This is a genomic window from Nocardioides sp. CCNWLW216, assembly GCF_037120545.1.
GTDB lineage: Bacteria > Actinomycetota > Actinomycetes > Propionibacteriales > Nocardioidaceae > Nocardioides > Nocardioides lianchengensis.
In genome coordinates, this window is record NZ_JBBBBJ010000015.1 from 14437 (window position 1) to 34347 (window position 19911).

8 protein-coding genes are annotated in these 19911 nt (G+C 73.1%); 7 read left to right on the forward strand and 1 reads right to left on the reverse strand.

What is annotated here, in order from left to right:
• Positions 1-6: 6 nt before the first annotated feature.
• The 6 genes from V7S47_RS24175 to V7S47_RS24200 all read left to right on the forward strand — a co-directional run bounded on the left by V7S47_RS24175 (position 7) and on the right by V7S47_RS24200 (position 17734).
• Entirely contained in the window at positions 7-4320 is a 4314-nt protein-coding gene (locus V7S47_RS24175; RefSeq protein WP_336563990.1) for a beta-L-arabinofuranosidase domain-containing protein, read from the forward strand.
• 106 nt (positions 4321-4426) lie between these two features.
• Entirely contained in the window at positions 4427-7285 is a 2859-nt protein-coding gene (locus V7S47_RS24180) for a LamG-like jellyroll fold domain-containing protein (protein ID WP_336563991.1), read from the forward strand.
• A 12-nt stretch (positions 7286-7297) separates the two neighbouring features.
• Positions 7298-11890, forward strand: coding sequence for an alpha-L-arabinofuranosidase C-terminal domain-containing protein (locus tag V7S47_RS24185; protein WP_336563992.1), 4593 nt, complete (start codon positions 7298-7300; stop codon positions 11888-11890).
• 20 nt (positions 11891-11910) lie between these two features.
• The gene (locus tag V7S47_RS24190) at positions 11911-15585 is read left to right on the forward strand and encodes an immunoglobulin-like domain-containing protein (protein WP_336563993.1); all 3675 of its coding nucleotides are present in this window, start codon (positions 11911-11913) and stop codon (positions 15583-15585) included.
• A gap of 135 nt (positions 15586-15720) precedes the next feature.
• Entirely contained in the window at positions 15721-16698 is a 978-nt protein-coding gene (locus tag V7S47_RS24195) for a LacI family DNA-binding transcriptional regulator (RefSeq protein ID WP_336563994.1), read from the forward strand.
• Between the two features lie 16 nt (positions 16699-16714).
• On the forward strand, positions 16715-17734 hold the full coding sequence (locus V7S47_RS24200; RefSeq protein ID WP_336563995.1) for an aldose epimerase family protein: 1020 nt from the start codon (positions 16715-16717) through the stop codon (positions 17732-17734).
• Here the strand turns inward: V7S47_RS24200 and V7S47_RS24205 are convergent.
• Entirely contained in the window at positions 17676-18596 is a 921-nt protein-coding gene (locus tag V7S47_RS24205; protein ID WP_090854378.1) for a helix-turn-helix transcriptional regulator, read from the reverse strand. The genes V7S47_RS24200 and V7S47_RS24205 overlap by 59 nt on opposite strands.
• A gap of 202 nt (positions 18597-18798) precedes the next feature.
• On the opposite strand from V7S47_RS24205, the gene V7S47_RS24210 reads away from it, so the two are divergent.
• Positions 18799-19797: an ABC transporter substrate-binding protein gene (locus V7S47_RS24210; protein ID WP_336563996.1), complete on the forward strand. Its 999-nt coding sequence runs from the start codon at positions 18799-18801 to the stop codon at positions 19795-19797.
• The last annotated feature ends 114 nt before the right edge of the window (positions 19798-19911 follow it).

Here is a 19911-nt window from a genome sequence, read left to right on the forward strand (position 1 = left end):
CTCCCCATGTGTCGACTGTCACACCTCCTGCGGGCCGGCGTCCTGGCTCTCTCCGTCGCCCTGGCCACGCTCGTCGTGGTCCGGCCCGCCTCCGCTGCCGAGCTCAGCGTCGGCGCCCCCGTGCTCGCGCTCGGCTTCGAGGACACCCTCGCCGACGGCAGCAGCCTGGCCCACCCGGTCACCGCCAAGGCGCCCGGCGCCGGCACCCCGTCGGTGACCTACGTCCCCGGTGTCACCGAGGGCTCGAAGGCGGTGAAGCTGGCCAACACCTACCTCGACCTCGGCGCCAGCACCGCGCTCCAGCCGTCCAGCCTGAGCCTGTCGTTCTGGCTGAAGCCGGACGTCGCGATGGCGGGCGAGGAGGTCATCACCTGGAACAAGCAGGCCTACAACAGCGACGGCTTCTACCTCACCTCCGAGAGCGGCAGCGTCCCGCTCGCGCTCTCGGTCGGCCCGTCGACCGGCCAGCCCTACAAGGTCAAGGTGGGCTCGACCAACCGCGACACGTTCTTCCCGGTCGGCCAGTGGACGCACATCGTGGTGACCCTCGACGAGACCACCCAGCAGGTCCGGTTCTTCCGCAACGGCCTCCCGGTCACCTCCGTGGTCGCGAACGCGGTCGGCGGCAGCTCCACCGGCGTGGTCACCGCGAACCCGGCGCTGCCGAAGACCATCGGCTTCAACGGGCCGTCGTACAACGGGGCGTTCCTGAAGGGCGCGCTCGACGAGTACCGGCTCTACGCCGGCGTCGCCACGCACGCCGACGCCGCCGCGCTCTACGAGCAGGGCGGGGGCGTGCTGAACAAGGAGGCGCTCGCCAACATGGACGCCGACACGGTGTCCCTGCCCGACACGGCGTCCGTCGCCCTGGCCCTCCCGTCGGCGGGGGCCAACGGCTCCGCGATCACCTGGGCCTCCAGCGACGAGGACGTCATCTCCCCGACCGGCGCGGTCACCCCGCCCGGCGCCGGTGACGACGACGTCGTCGTGACCCTGACCGCGACCGTGCGCTTCCTCGACGGCCCGCCCGTCACCCGGGAGTACGACGTCACCGTGGCCTCGGTCCGCGAGACGCTCTCCGACTCCGGCCTCGACGTGCTGGTCACCGACGAGTACCTCACCAACGCCGCCGAGAAGGAGCACGAGTACCTGCTCAGCCTGGACAGCGAGAAGTTCCTGTTCTGGTTCTACAAGACCGCCGGGCTGACCCCGCCCACCGCGCAGGGGTACGGCGGCTGGGAGAACGGCAACGTCTCCGGCAACTTCCGCGGGCACGCCTTCGGGCACTACATGTCGGCGCTGGCCATGTCCTACGCCAGCACGACCGACCCGACGGTCAAGGCCGCGCTGCACACCGAGATCGTCGAGGCGGTCGAGGGCCTGGCCGAGGTGCAGGCGTCGTACGACGGGACCGCGCGAGCGGGCTACGTCGGCCCGTTCCGCGACTCGGCGCTCAACGCCGTCGAGGGCCGCGGCGCCTCCGACGACCCGGTGGTCGTGCCCTACTACAACCTGCACAAGGTGCTGGCCGGCCTGCTGGCCATCGACCGGTACGTCGACGACGAGACCGGCACCCTCGCCCTCGAGGTGGCCGAGGGCTTCGGCGAGTACCTCTACGGCCGGGTCTCCACGCTGGCCGACACCAGCGTCATGCTCCGCACGGAGTACGGCGGCATGAACGACTCCCTCTACGACCTCTACCTGGCCAGCGGGGGCAACCCGCATTTCAAGGCCGCGGCCGAGGCGTTCGACGAGAGGTCGCTGTTCACCGCGCTGGCCGCCGGCACCGACGTGCTGCCGGGCAAGCACGCGAACACCACCATCCCGAAGCTGCTCGGTGCGCTGAAGCGCTACACGATCTTCACCCAGCACCCGGAGCTCTACGCGACGCTGACCCAGGCCGAGAAGGACGCGCTGCCGTCGTACCTGGCGGCGGCCCAGAACTTCTTCCGGATCGTGGAGCAGCACCACACCTACGCGACCGGCGCGAACAGCCAGTCCGAGCACTTCCACGACCCCGACTCGCTGGCCCGCTTCGCCACCGAGATGGGGGAGACGGGCAACCCGCAGACCGCGGAGACCTGCAACGAGTACAACATGCTCAAGCTGGCCCGCGAGCTGTTCAAGCTCACCCACGACGTCCGGTACGCCGACTACTACGAGAACACCTTCATCAACACGATCGTGTCCTCGCAGAACCCCGAGACCGGGATGACGACGTACTTCCAGGCGATGGCGCCGGGCTACTACAAGCTCTACTCGCAGCCGGTCACCGACTTCTGGTGCTGCACGGGCACCGGCATGGAGAACTTCTCCAAGCTCGGCGACTCGATCTACTACACGGGCGCCGGCGCCACCTGGGTCACGATGTTCTGGAGCTCGTCGTTCACTGACGCGGCCGGGATGACCGTGACCACCGAGGCCGACCTGCCGAACGACGACACCGTCCGGTTCACCGTCTCGGGCGCGGCCGGCACGCTGCGGCTCCGGGTCCCGGACTGGGTCGCGGGCGCCCCGACGCTGAAGGTCGACGGCGCCGCCGTCACCCCGGTCGTCAAGAAGGGCTTCGTGGTGCTGCCGGTCGAGGCCGGCGACGTCGTCGACTACACGCTGCCGATGGAGGTGCGGGTCGTCGACACCGACGACGACCCCGACTTCCTGGCCCTGAAGTACGGCCCGGTGCTGCTCAGCGCGGGCCTCGGGACCCGGTCGCTGGACGCCTACACCGGCGTCGGGATCGGGGTGCGGGTGCCGCGCGTCGACGCCGACGCGCGGACCAGCGTGGTCGTCGACGCGGCCTCGGTCGCGGCGTGGAAGCAGGACGTGGCCGACAACGTCGTCCGGGTCGCCGACACCGCCGACGGCCAGGTCCAGTTCCGGCTCGCGAACACCGTCGACGCCGCCGACCTGCGGTTCACGCCGCACTACCGCCGCCACGACGAGCGCTACGCCCTCTACCTGTCCTACGAGGTCAAGGACTCCGAGGCCGCCCAGGCCAAGATCCTCGCGGCCAAGCAGGCGGCGCGGGCGATGGAGTTCGCCGTCGACTCGCTGATGGTCTTCGACAACAACAACTCCGAGGCGGCCAAGAACGTCCAGTCGTCCGGCAGCGAGGTCGGCTCCTTCAACGGCCAGACCTTCCGGCACGCGTTCGGGCCGAGCGGCTGGTTCAGCTACGACCTCGCCGTCGACCCGGCCGCGGCGCAGAACCTGCTCGGCGTCCGCTACTACACCGGCGACGTCAACCGCTCGTTCGACATCTACGTCGACGGCACCAAGCTGAAGACCCAGACCGTCAGCAACGCGGCGGGATCCGGGGTCTTCTACTGGCAGCAGGACGCGCTGCCGGCGGCCGCGGTCGCCGACGGCAAGGTCACCGTCCGCTTCCAGTCGACGGGCGGGTTCGTCGGCGGGGTCTTCGGGCTCCGCACCTCCCGGCCCGAGGTGTACGACGCCGACCCGGCCCTGGCCGCGCTCGCCGCGACCCCGGGCACCCTGGAGCCGGCCTTCGAACCCGCGACCACGGCGTACACGCTCTCGGTCCCGGAGGGCACCGAGCAGGTCGCGCTCGACCTCGACCCGCACGTCGCGGGCGGTCTGGTCCGCGTCGACGGCGTCCTCGTCGACGACGCGGAGCCGCGCACGGTCCGCCTCGACGCCGACGGGTCGACCACGGTCGAGATCCGGTCGTTCGCCCAGGACCACGAGACCTCGCGGGTCTACAGGCTGAGCGTCGAGGAGGCCGACGAGCCGGTCGAGCCGGAGCCCGAGGCGCTGGCGGCCACCGTCGCCCCGCGGGTCACGGGGACGGCCATGGTCGGTCGCCGGCTGGCCACGACCACCGGCAGCTGGAACGTCGCCGGCGCGCAGACCCGCGTGCAGTGGCTCAGCGGCGGCGTGGCCGTCCCGGGCGCCACCGCGACGTCGTACGTCGTCCGGCCGGCCGACGCGGGCAAGCGGATCTCGGTGCGGGTGGCGGCCACGAAGGCCGGTCACGCCTCCGGGACCGCCGGCTCCGCGGCGACGGCGCCGACCGCCCGGGCGGCCACCGCCCTGCGGGTCTCGGCCGCCCGGAAGGTGCGCCCCCGCAAGCCGCTGACCGTCGTCGTCCGGGTCGGCGCCACCGGCGTCACGCCGACCGGCACCGTCACGGTCCGCGACGGCGGCCGGGTGCTGCGGACGGTCCGGCTGACCGGAGGCCGCGCCGTCGTCAAGGTCCGCCTCACCAAGACCGGGAAGCACCGCCTGGTCGCGACGTACGCCGGCACCGCCTGGGCGACCCCCAGCAGCTCGGCGACGACGGTCACCGTCCGTCGGTGACCGACGGCGGGACGCGCCGCTCCGGACTCTCCCCCGGAGCGGCGCGTCCCGTCCCTCCCGCTCCTGTTCCGCCGCCCGTCCACCGCCTGTCCACGAGAGGCCCTCGATGAAGCTCCCGACCCGCCGCCTCGCCGCGCTCGCCGCCACCGGCGCCCTGCTCGGCGCCGGCCTGGCCGCCACCGCGCCCACCCCCGCGCTCGCCGCCGACGACCCGGCCGCGCCCCGCGACGGCCTGGTCGCGGAGTACCTGCTCGACGAGACCGCCGGCACCGTCGTCCACAACACCGCCGACGGCTCGGCGTCCGGCACCGACGCCCGCGACGCGACCCTGCGCCAGGGCAGCGACACGCTCTGGGGCAACGGCTCGCTCGGCTTCACCGGAGGGGCCAAGACCAGCGGCAGCTGGGTCGAGCTGCCCGACGACCTGCTCGCCGGGAAGCAGCAGGCGACCATCTCGACCGAGCTGTGGGCCGATCCGACGATGCTCAACGGCTTCCACTTCCTCTGGAACATCGGGAACGACGCGACGAGCAGCTACTTCTTCTCGTCGCTCAACTGCGGCAACGGCCGGCGCACCCTGGTCGGGCTGAAGAGCGCCGGCACCGAGCGCCTCGTCCAGGCCGGCAGCTGCGCGACCCAGGCTCAGCGCTGGACCAACCTGACGGTCACCGTCGACGGCGCCACCGACACCGCGGCGGTGTACGTCGACGGCACCGAGGTCGCCAGCGGCGCGATGCCGTACTCGCCCGCCGACATCGTCGACCAGACCCTCAACACGATCGGCCGGGCGCCCTGGCCGGACCCCAACTTCAAGGGTCGGGTCGGCGCCTTCCGGGTCTACGACCGCGCGCTGGCGCCTGCCGAGGTGACCGCGCTGTCCGACGCCGACGCGGTCGAGCACGCCACCGAGCTGCAGGCCAGCGCCCAGGCGCTGCTCGCCGGCATCGGCGACCGCACGGTCAACGGCGACACCACGCTGCCGACCGGGAACGGCACCATCACCTGGACCTCCGCCGACCCGGCGGTCGTGGGCACCGACGGCGACGTCGTCCAGCCGCCGACCGGCTCGGAGCCGGTCGAGGTCGACCTCACCGCGACCGTCACGATCCGCGGCCTGGTGGCGACGAAGACGATCACCGTGACCGTGCTGCCCGAGGCCGACCCCGAGGACCCCTACGGCTACCTGATGGTCCACTTCATCGAGGACTCCGCCGGGTACGCCGAGAAGATCTACCTCGACGTCTCCCGCGACGACGACCCGACGCACTGGCTGCCGCTCAACGACGGCGAGCCGATCCTGGCCTCCAACCTCGGCACCACCGGCGTCCGCGACCCCTACCTGACCTACAACCCCGAGACCGAGACCTACTACCTGATCGCCACCGACCTGCGGGTCTTCGGCGGCGACAACGCCGGCTGGGGCACCTGGTCGCGCCGCGGCAGCCAGTTCCTCAACGTCTGGGAGTCGAAGGACCTCGTCGAGTGGGGCCCGCTGCGCCAGCTGAAGGTCTCGCCGCCGACCGCCGGCATGTCCTGGGCGCCCGAGGCGACCTGGGAGCCCTCGCTCGGGAAGTTCGTCGTCTACTGGGCCTCGACCCTCTTCGACCCGGCCGACACCGCCCACACCGGCAGCACCTACAGCCGGATCCTCTACGGCACCACGTCGGACTTCGCGACCGACTACGAGTACCAGGGCGTCATGATCGACACCGGCGCCGACGTCATCGACACGACCGTCCTGCAGAACGGCGGGACGACGTACCGGCTCTCGAAGGACAACGGCTCGGGCCGCGGCATCTACTACGAGAAGACGACCGCCGCCGACTGGTGGAAGCCGACCACGACCTGGACGCAGATCCAGACCAACCTCGGCCAGGCCGACTACGGCAGCGTCGAGGGCCCGGCCATCTTCAAGGACCACAGCCGCGACCACTGGTACGCCTACGTCGACGTCATCCCGAGCATCGGCTACCGGCCCTACGAGACGACCGACCTGGACGCCGGCTTCACCAAGGTCGACGTCGCCTCGACCGGCTTCGTGATGCCCCCGAGCACCAAGCACGGCGGCGTGGTCTCCCTGACCAAGGCGCAGTACGACGAGGTCCGCGCGAGCGACGTCGCCGAGCTGGTTACCCAGGAGGTCGACGTCACGACCGACGCCGGCACCGCCCCGGAGCTGCCCGCCACCGCCGAGGTGGTGCTGGAGGACGGCCGCACGGACGACGTCCCCGTCGCCTGGGACGCGGTCGAGCCCGCGGCCTACGCCACGGCCGGCTCGTTCACCGTCGAGGGCCGGGTCAAGGCGATCGCCAACAACCTGAACCAGGCCACGGGCGTGGGCCAGCCGCTGACCAGCACGACCGCGATCGACAACGTCGTGACCGCGACCGTGACGGTCGAGCCGCTGCCGGTCCCGCCCGCCCCGGTCGCGACCGTCGCACCGCGGGTCGCCGGCGCTGCCGTCGTCGGCCGGACGCTGAGCGCCACCACCGGCACCTGGGACGTGCCGGGCGCCGTGCTGACGCGGCAGTGGCTCCGCGACGGCGTCCCCGTCGCCGGCGCCACCGGGTCGTCGTACACGCTGCGGCCGGGGGACGCCGGACGTCGGTTCGCCGTCCGGGTGACCGCGACCGCGTCGTCCCGGCCGGCCGGCACCGCCACCTCGGCGCGCACCGCCGCGGTGGCCCGGGCCGCCTCGGCCACCCGGCTGAGGGCCTCGGCCACCCGCGTCCGCCGGGGCAAGCAGGTCCGGCTCACCGTCACCGTCACCGGCGTGCAGCCGACCGGCGCCGTCCGGATCACCGACAACGGTCGGGTCCTGCGGACCCTGACCCTGCGCGCCGGGACCGCCACGGTCCGGGTGCCGCTGAAGAAGCGCGGCCGGCACCGCCTGGTCGCCACCTACCTCGGCACCGCCTGGGCTCTGCCCAGCCGCAGCGCCACGACCACCGTCACCGTCAAGTAGAGGACCCCGCCGATGAGACGCACCACCGCCACGGTCACCGCCGTGTCCACCCTGCTCGCGGCCGGCCTCGCCGTCGTCGCGACGACCGCCCCGGCCGGCGCCGCGGACGAGCCGGTCACCTGGACCGACACCTTCGACGGCAGCACCCTGGACCGCCGCTGGGAGGTCGTGAACCCCCAGCCGTCGGCGCTGGCCGTCTCCGGGGGGTCGCTCCGGATCACCGGCCAGCCCGGCGACACCTGGCAGACCAACAACACGGCCAAGAACGTCGTGATGCTCGACGTCCCGGCCGGTGACTTCACCGCCACGGCCGACGTGTCGGCCGCGGTCGCGAAGGTCTACCAGGGCGCCGGCCTGATCGCCTGGAAGGACATGGACAACTACGTCCGCTCCGGACTGACCTTCGTCGGGTCGCTGGCGCCGTCCGGGATCGCCATCGAGAACGACGTCGAGTCCGCGGGCGTCTTCACCGCGAACGCCTTCACCGACCGCCCGGCCTCGGCCGTCGAGCGGATCCGGCTGCAGCGCGCCGGCAGCACCATCGCCACCAGCTACTGGACCGGCACCGCCTGGGCGCCCGCCGGCTCCACCACGGTCGGCTTCGACACCACCCAGGTCGGCCTCTACGCGCTGGCCGCCCAGGACGGCACCGTCCTGCCCGCGGCCTTCGACAGCTTCACCATCGAGCACGCCGCCCCGTCGGCGGTGGTCCCGACCGGCAGCTTCGTGCTCCAGGCCGAGGGCGGCGCGCCGTACCTGGTGGCGGACGGGGACGCGCTCGAGCTGAGCGCCGACCAGCCGACCGCCAGCCTGCGGCTGACCGCGGAGGACCTCTCCGACGGTGACGTGGCGCTGCGCAACGACGGTCGGCCGGTCGTGCTGTCCGGCGGCGCGCTGCGCCTCGGCACCGGGACGCCGACCCCGCTGCGGATCGTCGACGCGGGCGGCGGCGCCGTCGTGCTGCGCGCGGCGAGCGACGCGGCGTCGTACCTCACCGCCGGGAGCGGCGGCGCCCTGGTGACCGGCACCGAGGCGAACGCGGTCCGGTTCGTGCTGGCCGAGGTCGACGACAGCACCGCGACGCTGTCGATCGACGGCGACGGGACCGGGGCCGAGATCAGCGACTCGATGTTCGGCATCTTCTACGAGGACATCAACTACGCCGCCGACGGCGGGCTCTACGCCGAGCTGGTGCGCAACCGCTCCTTCGAGTTCAACGCCACCGACGCCGCCGGCTTCACCGGCCTGACCGCCTGGCAGGTGCTCAACCGCAGCGGCGCCGGCACCACCGGCACGGTCGTGAACGACGACGGCCGACTGAACCGGATGAACCGCAACTACCTGAACCTGGTGGCCGCGGCCGCCGGCGACGGCGTGCGCAACATCGGCTTCAACAACGGGCTCCCGGTCAAGGCCGGGGCGACGTACGACGCGTCGGTCTGGGCCCGGTCCACCACCGCCCAGGCCCTGACCGTCCGGGTCGAGGACAACGCCGGCACCGGCGTGCTCGCCACCGGCACGGTCGCGCTCGACGGCAGCGGCACCTGGAAGAAGTACGACGTCACCCTGACCGCCACCGGCACCTCCGACGCGGGTCGGCTGGCCGTCCTCGCGGGCGCGCCGTCGACGGTCGCGCTCGACATGGTCTCGGTCTTCCCGCGCGACACCTGGGTCGGCCCGGTCAACGGCCGCTCGCCGCTGCGCAAGGACCTGATGGAGAAGGTCGCCGCGATGGACCCCGGCTTCCTGCGCTTCCCGGGCGGCTGCGTCACCAACGTCGGCACGTTCAAGACCTACGAGGAGAGCGGGTACGCCGACCGCCAGCGGACCTACCAGTGGAAGGAGACCATCGGCCCGGTCGAGGAGCGGCCGACGAACAAGAACTTCTGGGGCTACAACCAGACCTACGGCATCGGCTACCTCGAGTACTTCGAGCTCGCCGAGGACCTCGGTGCGGAGCCGCTCCCGGTCGTCTCGGTCGGCGCCAACGGCTGCGGCTCGACGATCCCGGAGATGCACGACCCGCAGCTGATCCAGCGCTGGGTCGACGACACCGTGGACCTGATCGAGTTCGCCAACGGCGACGTGACCACCGAGTGGGGCGCCAAGCGCGCGGCCCTCGGGCACCCGGAGCCGTTCGGCCTCGACATGATCGGCCTCGGCAACGAGGAGAACACCACGACCTTCGAGGCCAACTTCCCGGCGTTCCGCGACGCGATCGCGGCGCGCTACCCCGACATCAAGATCATCTCGAACTCCGGCCCGGACTCCTCCGGCAGCCGCTTCGACACCCTCTGGGCGTTCAACCGGGCCCAGAAGGTGGACCTGGTCGACGAGCACTACTACCGCGACCCGTCGTGGTTCCTGGCCAACAACCACCGCTACGACGACTACGACCGCGAGGGGCCGCAGGTCTTCCTGGGCGAGTACGCCTCGCGCGGCAACACGTGGGGCAACGCGCTGGCGGAGGCGTCGTACATGACGGCGCTGACGCGGAACGCCGACGTGGTGCGGCTGGCGTCGTACGCCCCGCTGCTGGCCAACGAGTCGCACGTGCAGTGGAACCCGGACGCCATCTGGTACGACAACGACGAGTCGTGGGAGACCCCGAACTGGGAGATCCAGAAGCTCTTCGGCACCAACCCCGGCGACGAGGTCGTGCCGAGCACGTTCGACGGCGCGGTCAACGCGCCCGAGGACATCGACGGCGGCGTCTTCCTGTCGACCTGGTCGACCAGCGCGGCCTACGACAACGTCACGGTGAAGGCCAACGGCTCGGGCGAGACGCTGTTCTCCGACACCTTCGACAACGCCTCGCAGTGGGCGCCCGGGTCGGGCAGCTGGGCCGTGAACGGCGGCCGCTACGTCCAGTCGTCGACCTCGGTCAACGACGCCCGCAGCGTCCCGATCGGGGCCTACGGCAAGGACTGGAGCAACTACACGCTGGAGCTGGACGCGACCAAGCTGGCCGGGTCCGAGGGCTTCATGGTCGGCTTCGCGGCCGGCGGCGCCAACGACTACTACTGGTGGAACCTGGGCGGCTGGAACAACACCCGCTCGGTCCTCCAGCGGGCCAACGGCGGCGCGGCCGCCGAGGTGAAGGCGCTCGAGGACGTCGGCGTGACGACGGGGACGACGTACCGCCTGAAGATCGTGGTGAGCGGGACGACCATCTCGCTCTACCAGGACGGCGAGCTGCAGCTGACCTACGACCAGGCCGACGCGAGCGAGAAGCTCTTCCAGGTCGTCACCCGCGACACCGCGACCGGCGACGTGGTCGCCAAGGTGGTCAACACCTCGACCGCGCCGGTGCGCACCGACGTGACCGTGACCGACGTGGACGTCGAGCCGACCGCGACCGTCACCACGATGGCCGCCGCCCCGTCGGCGACCAACACCAAGGCCGCGCCGAACACGGTGAAGCCGCGGACCCGCGAGGTCTCGGGCATCGACGGCGCGTTCACCTACGAGTTCCCCGCGTCGTCGGTGACCTTCCTGCGGATGCACACGGTGGACGGGGTCGCCCCCGTCGTCGGCGAGCTGGCCGTCGAGGGCACCTCGGCCAACGGCTGGTACGCCGAGCCCGCGACCGTCCGGGTCACCGCGACCGACGACCGCTCCGTCGACCACCTCGAGGTGCAGGTCGACGACGGGTCCTGGACCGAGATCGCCGGCGCCACCGGCACGGTCCAGGTCACCGGCGACGGGCAGCACACGGTCCGGGTCCGGGCCGTCGACGCGGCCGGCAACGTCGGGGAGGTCCGGCCGGTCGTGGTCGGCATCGACACCACCGCGCCGGTCACCCGGGCGGCCTGGGACGACGAGGAGCGCACGGTCACCCTGACCGGCGCGGACTCGGGCGCCGGGCTGGACGGGATCGAGTACCGGCTCGGGACCGGTCCCTGGACGTCGTACGACGGGCCGGTCGAGGTCGGCGCGGCCGCGACGACCCTGCAGCACCGCGGCACCGACGCCCTCGGCAACACCGAGGAGCCCGGGACCCTCGAGGTGCCGGCCGCCGGCGCGCCGCAGGCGGTCACCACGACCGCCGGCGTCGTCGGCACCGACCCGGTGGCGATCGGCGGCACGGTGCGGGTGCAGGTGCGGGTCACCGGCGGCTCGCCGACGGGCGCGGTCCGGCTGCTGCAGGGCTCGCGGGTCCGGGCGACGGCCACGCTGGCCGGCGGGCGGGCGACCCTCGCCGTACCCGCCGCGACGCTGGGGGTCGGCGCGCACGCGCTGACCGTCGCCTACGCCGGCGACGCGGGGCACACCGCGTCGACCGACGGGGTCTCGGTGCGGGTGGTCAGGGCGTCGTCGTCGACGACGGTCACCGCCCGCCGCACCACCGCGCGGAAGAAGGCCAAGGCGGTCGTGAAGGTGCGCTCCGCCGTGGCCGCCACCGGCCGCGTGGCCGTGGTCGTCCGCAAGGGTGGCCGGGTCGTGGCCCGGGCCACGGTCCCCCTCCGCGGCGGGGCTGCCACCGCCACGCTCCCGCGCCTGAAGGCGGGCAGCTACCGCGTCACCGCGACGTACGCCGGCTCGGCCGGCGTCGCCCCCTCGTCGGGCAGCTCCGCCCTGCGGGTCACCAAGGCCGGCCGATGAGCCGGGGAAGGAGGTCGACGATGAGGATGGGGACGCTCCGCTCGTGGCTCGCCGGGACGGCCGCGCTGGCCGTCTCGGCGGCCGGCCTGGCCGTGGTGGGGACGCCGGCGCCGGCCACGGCCGTCGAGGGCGACCTGACCGCCGACCTGGTCGGCTGGTGGAAGCTCGACGAGACCAGTGGCACCACCGCGGTCGACTCGTCCGGGAACGGCCGCCACGGCACGGTGGCCGGGACGGCGTCCTGGAACGCCGGCGACGGCTTCACCTTCAGCGGCGGGGCGAGCAGCGGCGGCAACGCGATCACGCTGCCCAACAACCTGCTCGCCGGGCTGGAGGACGTCACCGTCGACTTCGACGCCTGGGTCGACCCGACCCTGACCAGTGGCAACTGGTTCATGTTCAACCTGGGCAACCTGGCGACGTACCCGAACGGGACCGGCTACCTGTTCACCACCAACGACGCGAACGGCCGCTACCGCGGGACCATCGCCGAGGACGGCTTCGCCAGCGAGCAGAGCGTCTCCCGCGCCGGGCACGTCGCCCGCGGCCAGTGGCGGCACCTGACGCTCAGCATCGACGGCGGTACGCCGGCCGCCCCGGGCGCGGCGCGGCTCTACGAGGACGGCGTGCTGGTTGCGTCCAACACCGGCCTCACCACCAACCCGGGGCTGCTCGGCACGCCGGACGGCACCACCACGCGCAACGTCCTCGGCCGTTCGGCGTACGCCGGCGACGCGTCGTTCAAGGGTCGGCTGCGGGACTTCCGGATCTACTCCCGCGCGCTGACCGGCGCCGAGGCGGCGTCGTCGGCGCAGGACACCAGCACCGCCGCGGCCGAGGCCGACCGCACCGCGCTGACCCTCGGCGACACCAGCGCCGTCGTCGCGAACCTGGCGCTGCCGGCGACCGGCACCAACGGCAGCACGATCAGCTGGGCGACCAGCAACGCCGCGGCCGTCACCGCGGCGGGCGTGGTCACGCGGCCGTCGTACGGCCAGCCGGACGGGACGGCGACCCTCACCGCGACCGTCACCCGCGGCGCGGTGACCCGGACCAAGGACTTCGCGGTCACGGTCCTGGCCGAGGAACAGGATGACGCGGGCAAGGCGCAGGCGGCGGTCGCCGCGGTGACGCTCGTGAAGCCCGACGACGTCCGCGGCCATCTCACCCTGCCGACCGCCGGGCGGCACGAGACGGCGTTGACCTGGGCCTCGTCCGCCCCGGCCGTCGTCAGTGCGACCGGCGTCGTCACCCGCCCGGCGTACGGCGCGCAGCCGGTCGACGTCACGCTGACCGTGACCGCGACCCGCAACGCGGCGACCGCCTCGCGGCCGATCGTGGTCCGGGTCCAGCCCGCGCCCGCGCCGGCCGACTACGACGCCTACGCGTTCGCCTACTTCACCGGCGAGAGCACCGACGACGGCGAGAAGATCTACCTCGGCGCGAGCAAGGGCAACGACCCGCTCGACTACGACGAGCTCAACGACGGCGACCCCGTCCTGGAGTCGACGTACGGCGAGCGCGGGCTGCGCGACCCGTTCATCATCCGCTCCCACGAGGGCGACCGGTTCTGGATGCTGGCCACCGACCTGAAGATCTACGGCGGCAACGACTTCGGCACCGCCCAGGAGACGGGCAGCAAGTACCTCGAGATCTGGGAGTCCACCGACCTCGTCAACTGGTCGCCGCAGCGGCACGTGAAGGTCTCGTCCGACCTGGCCGGCAACACCTGGGCGCCCGAGGCGTTCTACGACGAGGAGGCCGGCGAGTACGTCGTCTACTGGGCCTCGGCGTTCTACCCGACCGCCGAGACCGCCGGCCGCGACATCGCGACGTCGTACCAGGAGATGGTCTACGTGACGACGCGGGACTTCGTGACCTTCAGCGACCCGCAGCCCTGGATCGACGTCAAGCGCGGCACCGGTCGCGGCATGATCGACGCGACCGTCGTCCAGGACGGCGACACCTACTACCGGGTGGTCAAGGACGAGGCCGTGATGCGGCCGCGTCAGGAGCGCTCGACCGACCTGCGGGCGACCGTGACCGGCTCGCTGCCGACCACCTCCTCGCCCGCGACGGGCTGGCAGCTGGTCAAGGCCGACGTCGGCCTCAACCAGCCCAACCCGTGGGGCGGCACGTTCACCGGCGGCGAGGGGCCGACGGTGTTCCGCGACAACGAGGTCGAGGACCGCTGGTACATGTTCATCGACCAGCCCAGCTACCACGGCGGCCAGGGCTACCTGGCCTTCCGCACCGACGACATCGGCTCCGGGAACTGGACCTCGGTCCCGTCGGCGGACCTGCCGGCCAGCCCGCGGCACGGCACCGTCATCCCGGTGACCCAGGCCGAGCTCGACGGCATGCGGGCGGCCTTCCAGCCCGAGCTGCTGGTCGCCTCGGTCGGCGACGCCGCGGTGCGCACCCGCGAGGGGGTCGCGCCGGTGCTGCCGGCGACGGTCCCCGCGACCTTCGGGGACGGCACCACCGGCCCCGTCGCGGTCACCTGGGACGCGGTCGCGCCCTCGTCGTACGACGGGCCGGGGACGTTCACCGTCACCGGCTCGGTCACCCGCGGCTCGGCCGACCGCCCGGTCGCCACGGTCACCGTCACCGACGCGGCCGACCCGGTCGTCAGCTTCGAGCAGGAGCCGGATGGCGAGGACGGCTGGTGGGTCACCGACCCGGCCTCGGTCGCTGTCACGGCCACCGACGACACCGGCGTGACGTCGGTGGAGACCGCGCTCGACGGCGGCGCCTGGACCACCACGGCCGGTTCGTCGGCCACCGTGAGCGTGCCCGGCGACGGGCGGCACACCGTGGCCGCCCGCGCGCTCGACACGACCGGCAACCTGTCCGTCGCCGACGACGTCCCGGTGCTGGTCGACACCACCGACCCGGTCAGCCGGGCCACCGCGGTCGGCCGCCAGGTCACGGTCCGCGCGGCCGACGCGACCTCGGGAGTGGCCCGCGTGGAGACGCGGGTCGCCGGCGCCGAGGCGTGGACGCCGTACGACGGACCGGTCCCGGTGGACGGGACCGGCGGCACGGTCGAGTACCGCGCCGTCGACGTCGCCGGCAACGTGGAGGCGACGCACGCGCTGGTCGTCCCGCCGGCCGGCTCGGAGCTGGCCGCGACCACCGTCGTGGCCGCGGTCGGGCCGAGCTCGGTCCGGTACGGCGCGGCCGTGCCGGTCGTCGTCCGGGTCAAGGGCGGGACCTCCGCCCCGACCGGGACCGTGCGGGTGCTCTCCGGAGGCCGCCGGCTCGCCGCGGGCACGCTCGCGGCCGGCCGGCTGCGCGTGGTCGTCGACTCCGCCGACCTCGGCCGGACCGGGACCCACACCCTCGTGGTCCGCTACGACGGCGACGCGAGCCACCGGGCCGACGAGGACACGGTCCCGCTGACCGTGACCCGCGCCGTCTCGACCACCCGCGTGTCCGTGTCGGGTCGGCGGGCGACCGTCCGGGTCGCCACCGACCCGGCCGGTCAGCTCCCCGCCCGGGTCCGCGTGGTCCTGGCCCGGGGCGGGAAGGCCACCGCCACCCGCCAGCTCGCCCTCAGCCGCACCGGCACCGCCTCCTGGCGTCTGCCCCGGCTGCGCGCGGGCACCTGGAAGGTCACCGCCACGGTCCCCACCACCCCCACCCTCCAGGGCTCCTCCGCCACCGACACTCTGAAGGCCCGGAGGAGGTAGCCCCCACCCCGCCCACCGAGTCAGCAGCAATGGCGGGCCGAGTCAGCACTACTGGTGCTGACTCGGCCCCCTACGATGCGGGGCATGCCGGGTCAGAGGGACAGGAGCGGGCGGCGGTCGCCGAGCATGGCCGAGGTGGCCGCGCACGCGGGGGTGTCGCACCAGACGGTCTCGCGGGTGCTGAACGACTCGCCGCTGGTCAAGGAGGACACCCGGGTCAAGGTGCTCGCCGCGATCGAGGAGATGGGCTACCGGCGCAACAACGCGGCGCGGATGCTGGCCACCAACCGCTCCGGGCGGATCGGGATGATCTCGGCCCACCTGGCCCTGCACGGCCCGAGCATGATCGCGGTCTCGGTGCAGGAGGCCGGCCACGACGCCGGGTACGACGTCTCGCTGGTCGGTGTCTCCGACTTCGCGCCGGAGTCGCTGCAGGGCGCCGTCGACCGGCTGCTCGACGAGGCGGTCGAGGCGCTGGTCGTGGCGGTCGCCCACCGCGCGGCCATCGACAGCGCGCTCTCGCTCGACCTGCCCGTCCCGGTCGTGCTCGCCCAGGGCGTCAGCGCCGGTCAGGCGCTCGCCGCCGGCATCGACCAGCACATCGGCGCCGCCCTGGCGACCGATCACCTGCTCGACCTCGGACACCGGCATGTCGCCCACGTGACCGGTCCGCCCGACTGGGTCGAGGCCGGCCAGCGCCGCGAGGGCTGGCGCGCCGCGCACGAGCGCCGCGGGCTGCTCCCGGGCCCGGAGCTGGTCGGCGACTGGTCCGCCACCAGCGGCTACGAGGCCGGACTGCGGATCGCCGCGGACCCCTCGGTCACCGCGGTCTTCGCGGGCAACGACACGATGGCGCTCGGCGTGCTCCGGGCGCTGCACGAGCACGGCGTCGACGTGCCGGGCCAGGTGAGCGTGGTCGGCTTCGACGACGTGCCCGAGGCGGCGTACTTCTGGCCGGCGCTGACCACGGTCAACCAGCAGTTCTCGGCGCTCGGTCGCAGCGCCGTCGAGCTCGCGCTGCGGGCGCTGCGGGGCGACGAGAAGCCGACGTCGGGGCTGATCACTCCGTCGCTGGTGACGCGCGCCTCGACCACCGGCCCGGGCACCCGCTGATGTTAACGTTCACATCATGACGCAGGCCCCTGAGCAGCCCCTCCGGACCCTCACTGTCGGAGCCGCGCCAGGGGTGGTGGTCGAGGTGCTGCCGCTCGGCGCGACCGTCCATCGGCTGGAGGTGGCCGGCGCCGACGAGACCCGCCGCAACGTGGTGCTCGGCCACGCGTCCGTCGCCGACCGGCTGGCCAGTACGTCGTACCTCGGCGGGACGATCGGCCGCTACGCCAACCGGATCGCGGCCGGCCGCTTCCCGCTCGACGGCCGCGAGGTCGTGGTCGGCGCCCACGACCGCGGGCACAGCCTCCACGGCGGCCCCGACGGCTTCGACCGGCGGCTCTGGGACGTCGTCGCGCACACCCCCGACGAGGTGGTGCTGCGCCTGGTCAGCCCGGACGGCGACCAGGGCTTCCCCGGCGAGGTCGAGGTCGAGGTCCGCTACCGCGTCGAGGGCAGCGTGGTCCGCGTCGAGATGACCGCGACGACCGATGCGCCGACCGTCATCAACCTCACCAACCACGCCTACTTCAACCTCGACGGCGAGGGTTCCGGGACCGTCGACGACCACGTCCTGGGCATCCCCGCCGACGAGTACACCCCCGTCGACGCGACCGCCATCCCGGTCGGCGGGCACGCCCCGGTCGCCGGCACCCCGTTCGACTTCCGCGACCCCGCCCCGCTCGGCCCGGCCCTGCGCCGCGACCACCCGCAGCTGCTCGACGCCCACGGGATCGACCACAACTACGTCGTCCGCGGCACCGGCCTGCGGACCCACGCGACCCTGGTCTCGCCCCGGTCCGGGATCGCGCTGGAGCTGCGCTCCGACCAGCCCGGGCTGCAGGTCTACACCGGCAACTTCCTCGACGGCAGCAACCCGTCGACCCGCGGCGGCCGCTACCGCCAGGGCGACGGGATCGCCCTCGAGCCGCAGCTCTTCCCGGACTCCCCGAACCGGCCCGAGTGGCCGTCCGCGCAGGTCAGGCCGGGTGAGACCTACCGGGCGACCCTGGAGTGGGAGTTCTCGGGCACGCCCTGAGCAGGGCGCCCGCGGGCAGCCCGTAGGCCTCCTCCAGGCGGGTCCGCAGCACCGCTGACGGGACCCCGCGCCCCCGTTCCCACCCCCGTACGGCGTCCGCGCTGCAGCCGACCCGCGCGGCCAGCTCGGCCTGCGTCCGACCGCTCCACGCGCGCAGCGTGCGCAGCGCCTCGGGCAGGTCGCCGGGGGTCCAGCGGCGCGGGTCGAGCAGCGGCGGCGGGGTGACGCCGGCGGCCCGCGCGACGGTCGCCACCGGCACGCCGTACACCCGCGAGAGCCGGCGTACGACGCCCAGCGGCGGCACCTGCCCGCGCTCCCACGCACCGACGCTGTGCCGGCTCGCGCCGACCTGCCGGGCGACCGCCTCCTGCGACAGCCCGGTACGACGCCGCAGCCTCCGCAGCGGTCGGTCGACGACCGCGGGCGGGGGTGCCGGCGTGCTCAGCAGGGTCCGCAGCTCGGCCGCCTCGACGGCCAGCAGCTCGGCCAGCGTGGGCAGGTGACGCAGCGGGAGGCGGGTGCGCCCGGCCTCCCAACGGTAGACGTGCGCCGGCTCCACCCCGACCGCCTCGGCGACCCGGGACGCGGGCAGCCGGGCGGCCGAGCGGAGCCGGCGCAGGCCGGGCGCACGGACGCCGGGGGAGGGGTCCGGGGCGTCCGTGCGGGCCTCGTCGAAGAAGCGCGCGACGGCGGCCGGGTCGACGGCCAGCGACCGGGCCAGGCCGTGGATGTGGCCCGGCCCGGGCAGCCGCTCGCGGCGCTCCCAGCGCAGCACGGAGGTGGGGTGGACGCCGAGCTGGCCGGCCAGCTGCTCGGCGCTGAGGGCCCGGCTGAGACGGCGGTCTCGCAGGAAGGTGCTCACGATCTCCTCGGATGGACGGCGGTGGACGCTAGCGGACGGCGGCCGCGAACGGGATACAGGTCCAGACCCCCAAGTGAGCGTTCACATTTTTCAGGCGTTTCTGATCGCCGGGGGTTGACGAGGTGGAATGTTAGCGCTCACACTCATCCATCAGTGACACCGGTCACAGGGCGAGAGCCCGTCGATCTGGAGGAAGAAACCAGTGCTGAAGAAGACCCTGATCGCCGCGAGCGCGATCTCCCTGAGCGCTTTCGCGCTCACCGCCTGCGGTGGCGACTCGGACGCCGACAGCAAGGGCGGAGACAGCGACGGCAAGATCACCATGGGCTTCGCCCAGGTCGGTGCCGAGAGCGGTTGGCGCACCGCCAACACCAAGTCCATCCAGGAGACGGCGGAGGCGGAGGGCATCGACCTGAAGTTCACCGACGCCCAGGGCAAGCAGGAGAACCAGATCCAGGCGATCCGGTCCTACATCCAGCAGAAGGTGGACGTCATCGCCTTCAGCCCCGTCGTCGAGACCGGCTGGGACGCCGTCCTGCAGGAGGCCAAGGCCGCCAACATCCCGGTGATCCTCACCGACCGCGCGGTCGACTCCGAGGACACCTCGCTCTACAAGTCGTTCCTCGGCTCGGACTTCGTGGTCGAGGGCGAGCGGGCCGGCGACTGGCTCGTCGAGAACGCCGCCGACTCCGACACCAACGGTGACGGCAAGGTCAACGTGGTCCAGCTCGAGGGCACCACCGGTGCCGCTCCCGCCATCGACCGCGCCGAGGGCTTCGCCGAGAAGATCGCGGCCGACCCGACCATCGAGGTCACCGCCTCGCAGACCGGCGACTTCACCCGCGACGGCGGCAAGCAGGTCATGGAGTCGTTCCTGCAGTCCGACGACACCATCGACGTCGTCTACGCCCACAACGACGACATGGGCCTCGGCGCCATCGAGGCCATCGAGGCCGCCGGCAAGAAGCCGGGCGAGGACATCAAGATCATCACCGTCGACGCCGTCAAGGACGGGATGACCGCTCTCTCCGAGGGCAAGATCAACTTCATCGTCGAGTGCAACCCGCTGCTCGGTCCGCAGCTGATGGACCTGGCCAAGAAGGTCGTCGCCGGTGACGAGGTCGAGGCCCGGGTGCTCACCGAGGAGGGCACCTTCACCCCCGAGCAGGCCAAGGAAGTCCTGGCCGACCGCCAGTACTGAGCCGACTGCTCTGACCCCCGGTCGCAACCCGACCACCACCCCAACCACGTCGCTCGGGTGACGCGCTCCGCCTGATGTCGTCGGGCCCGTCCGGTCACCTCCGGACGGGCCCGG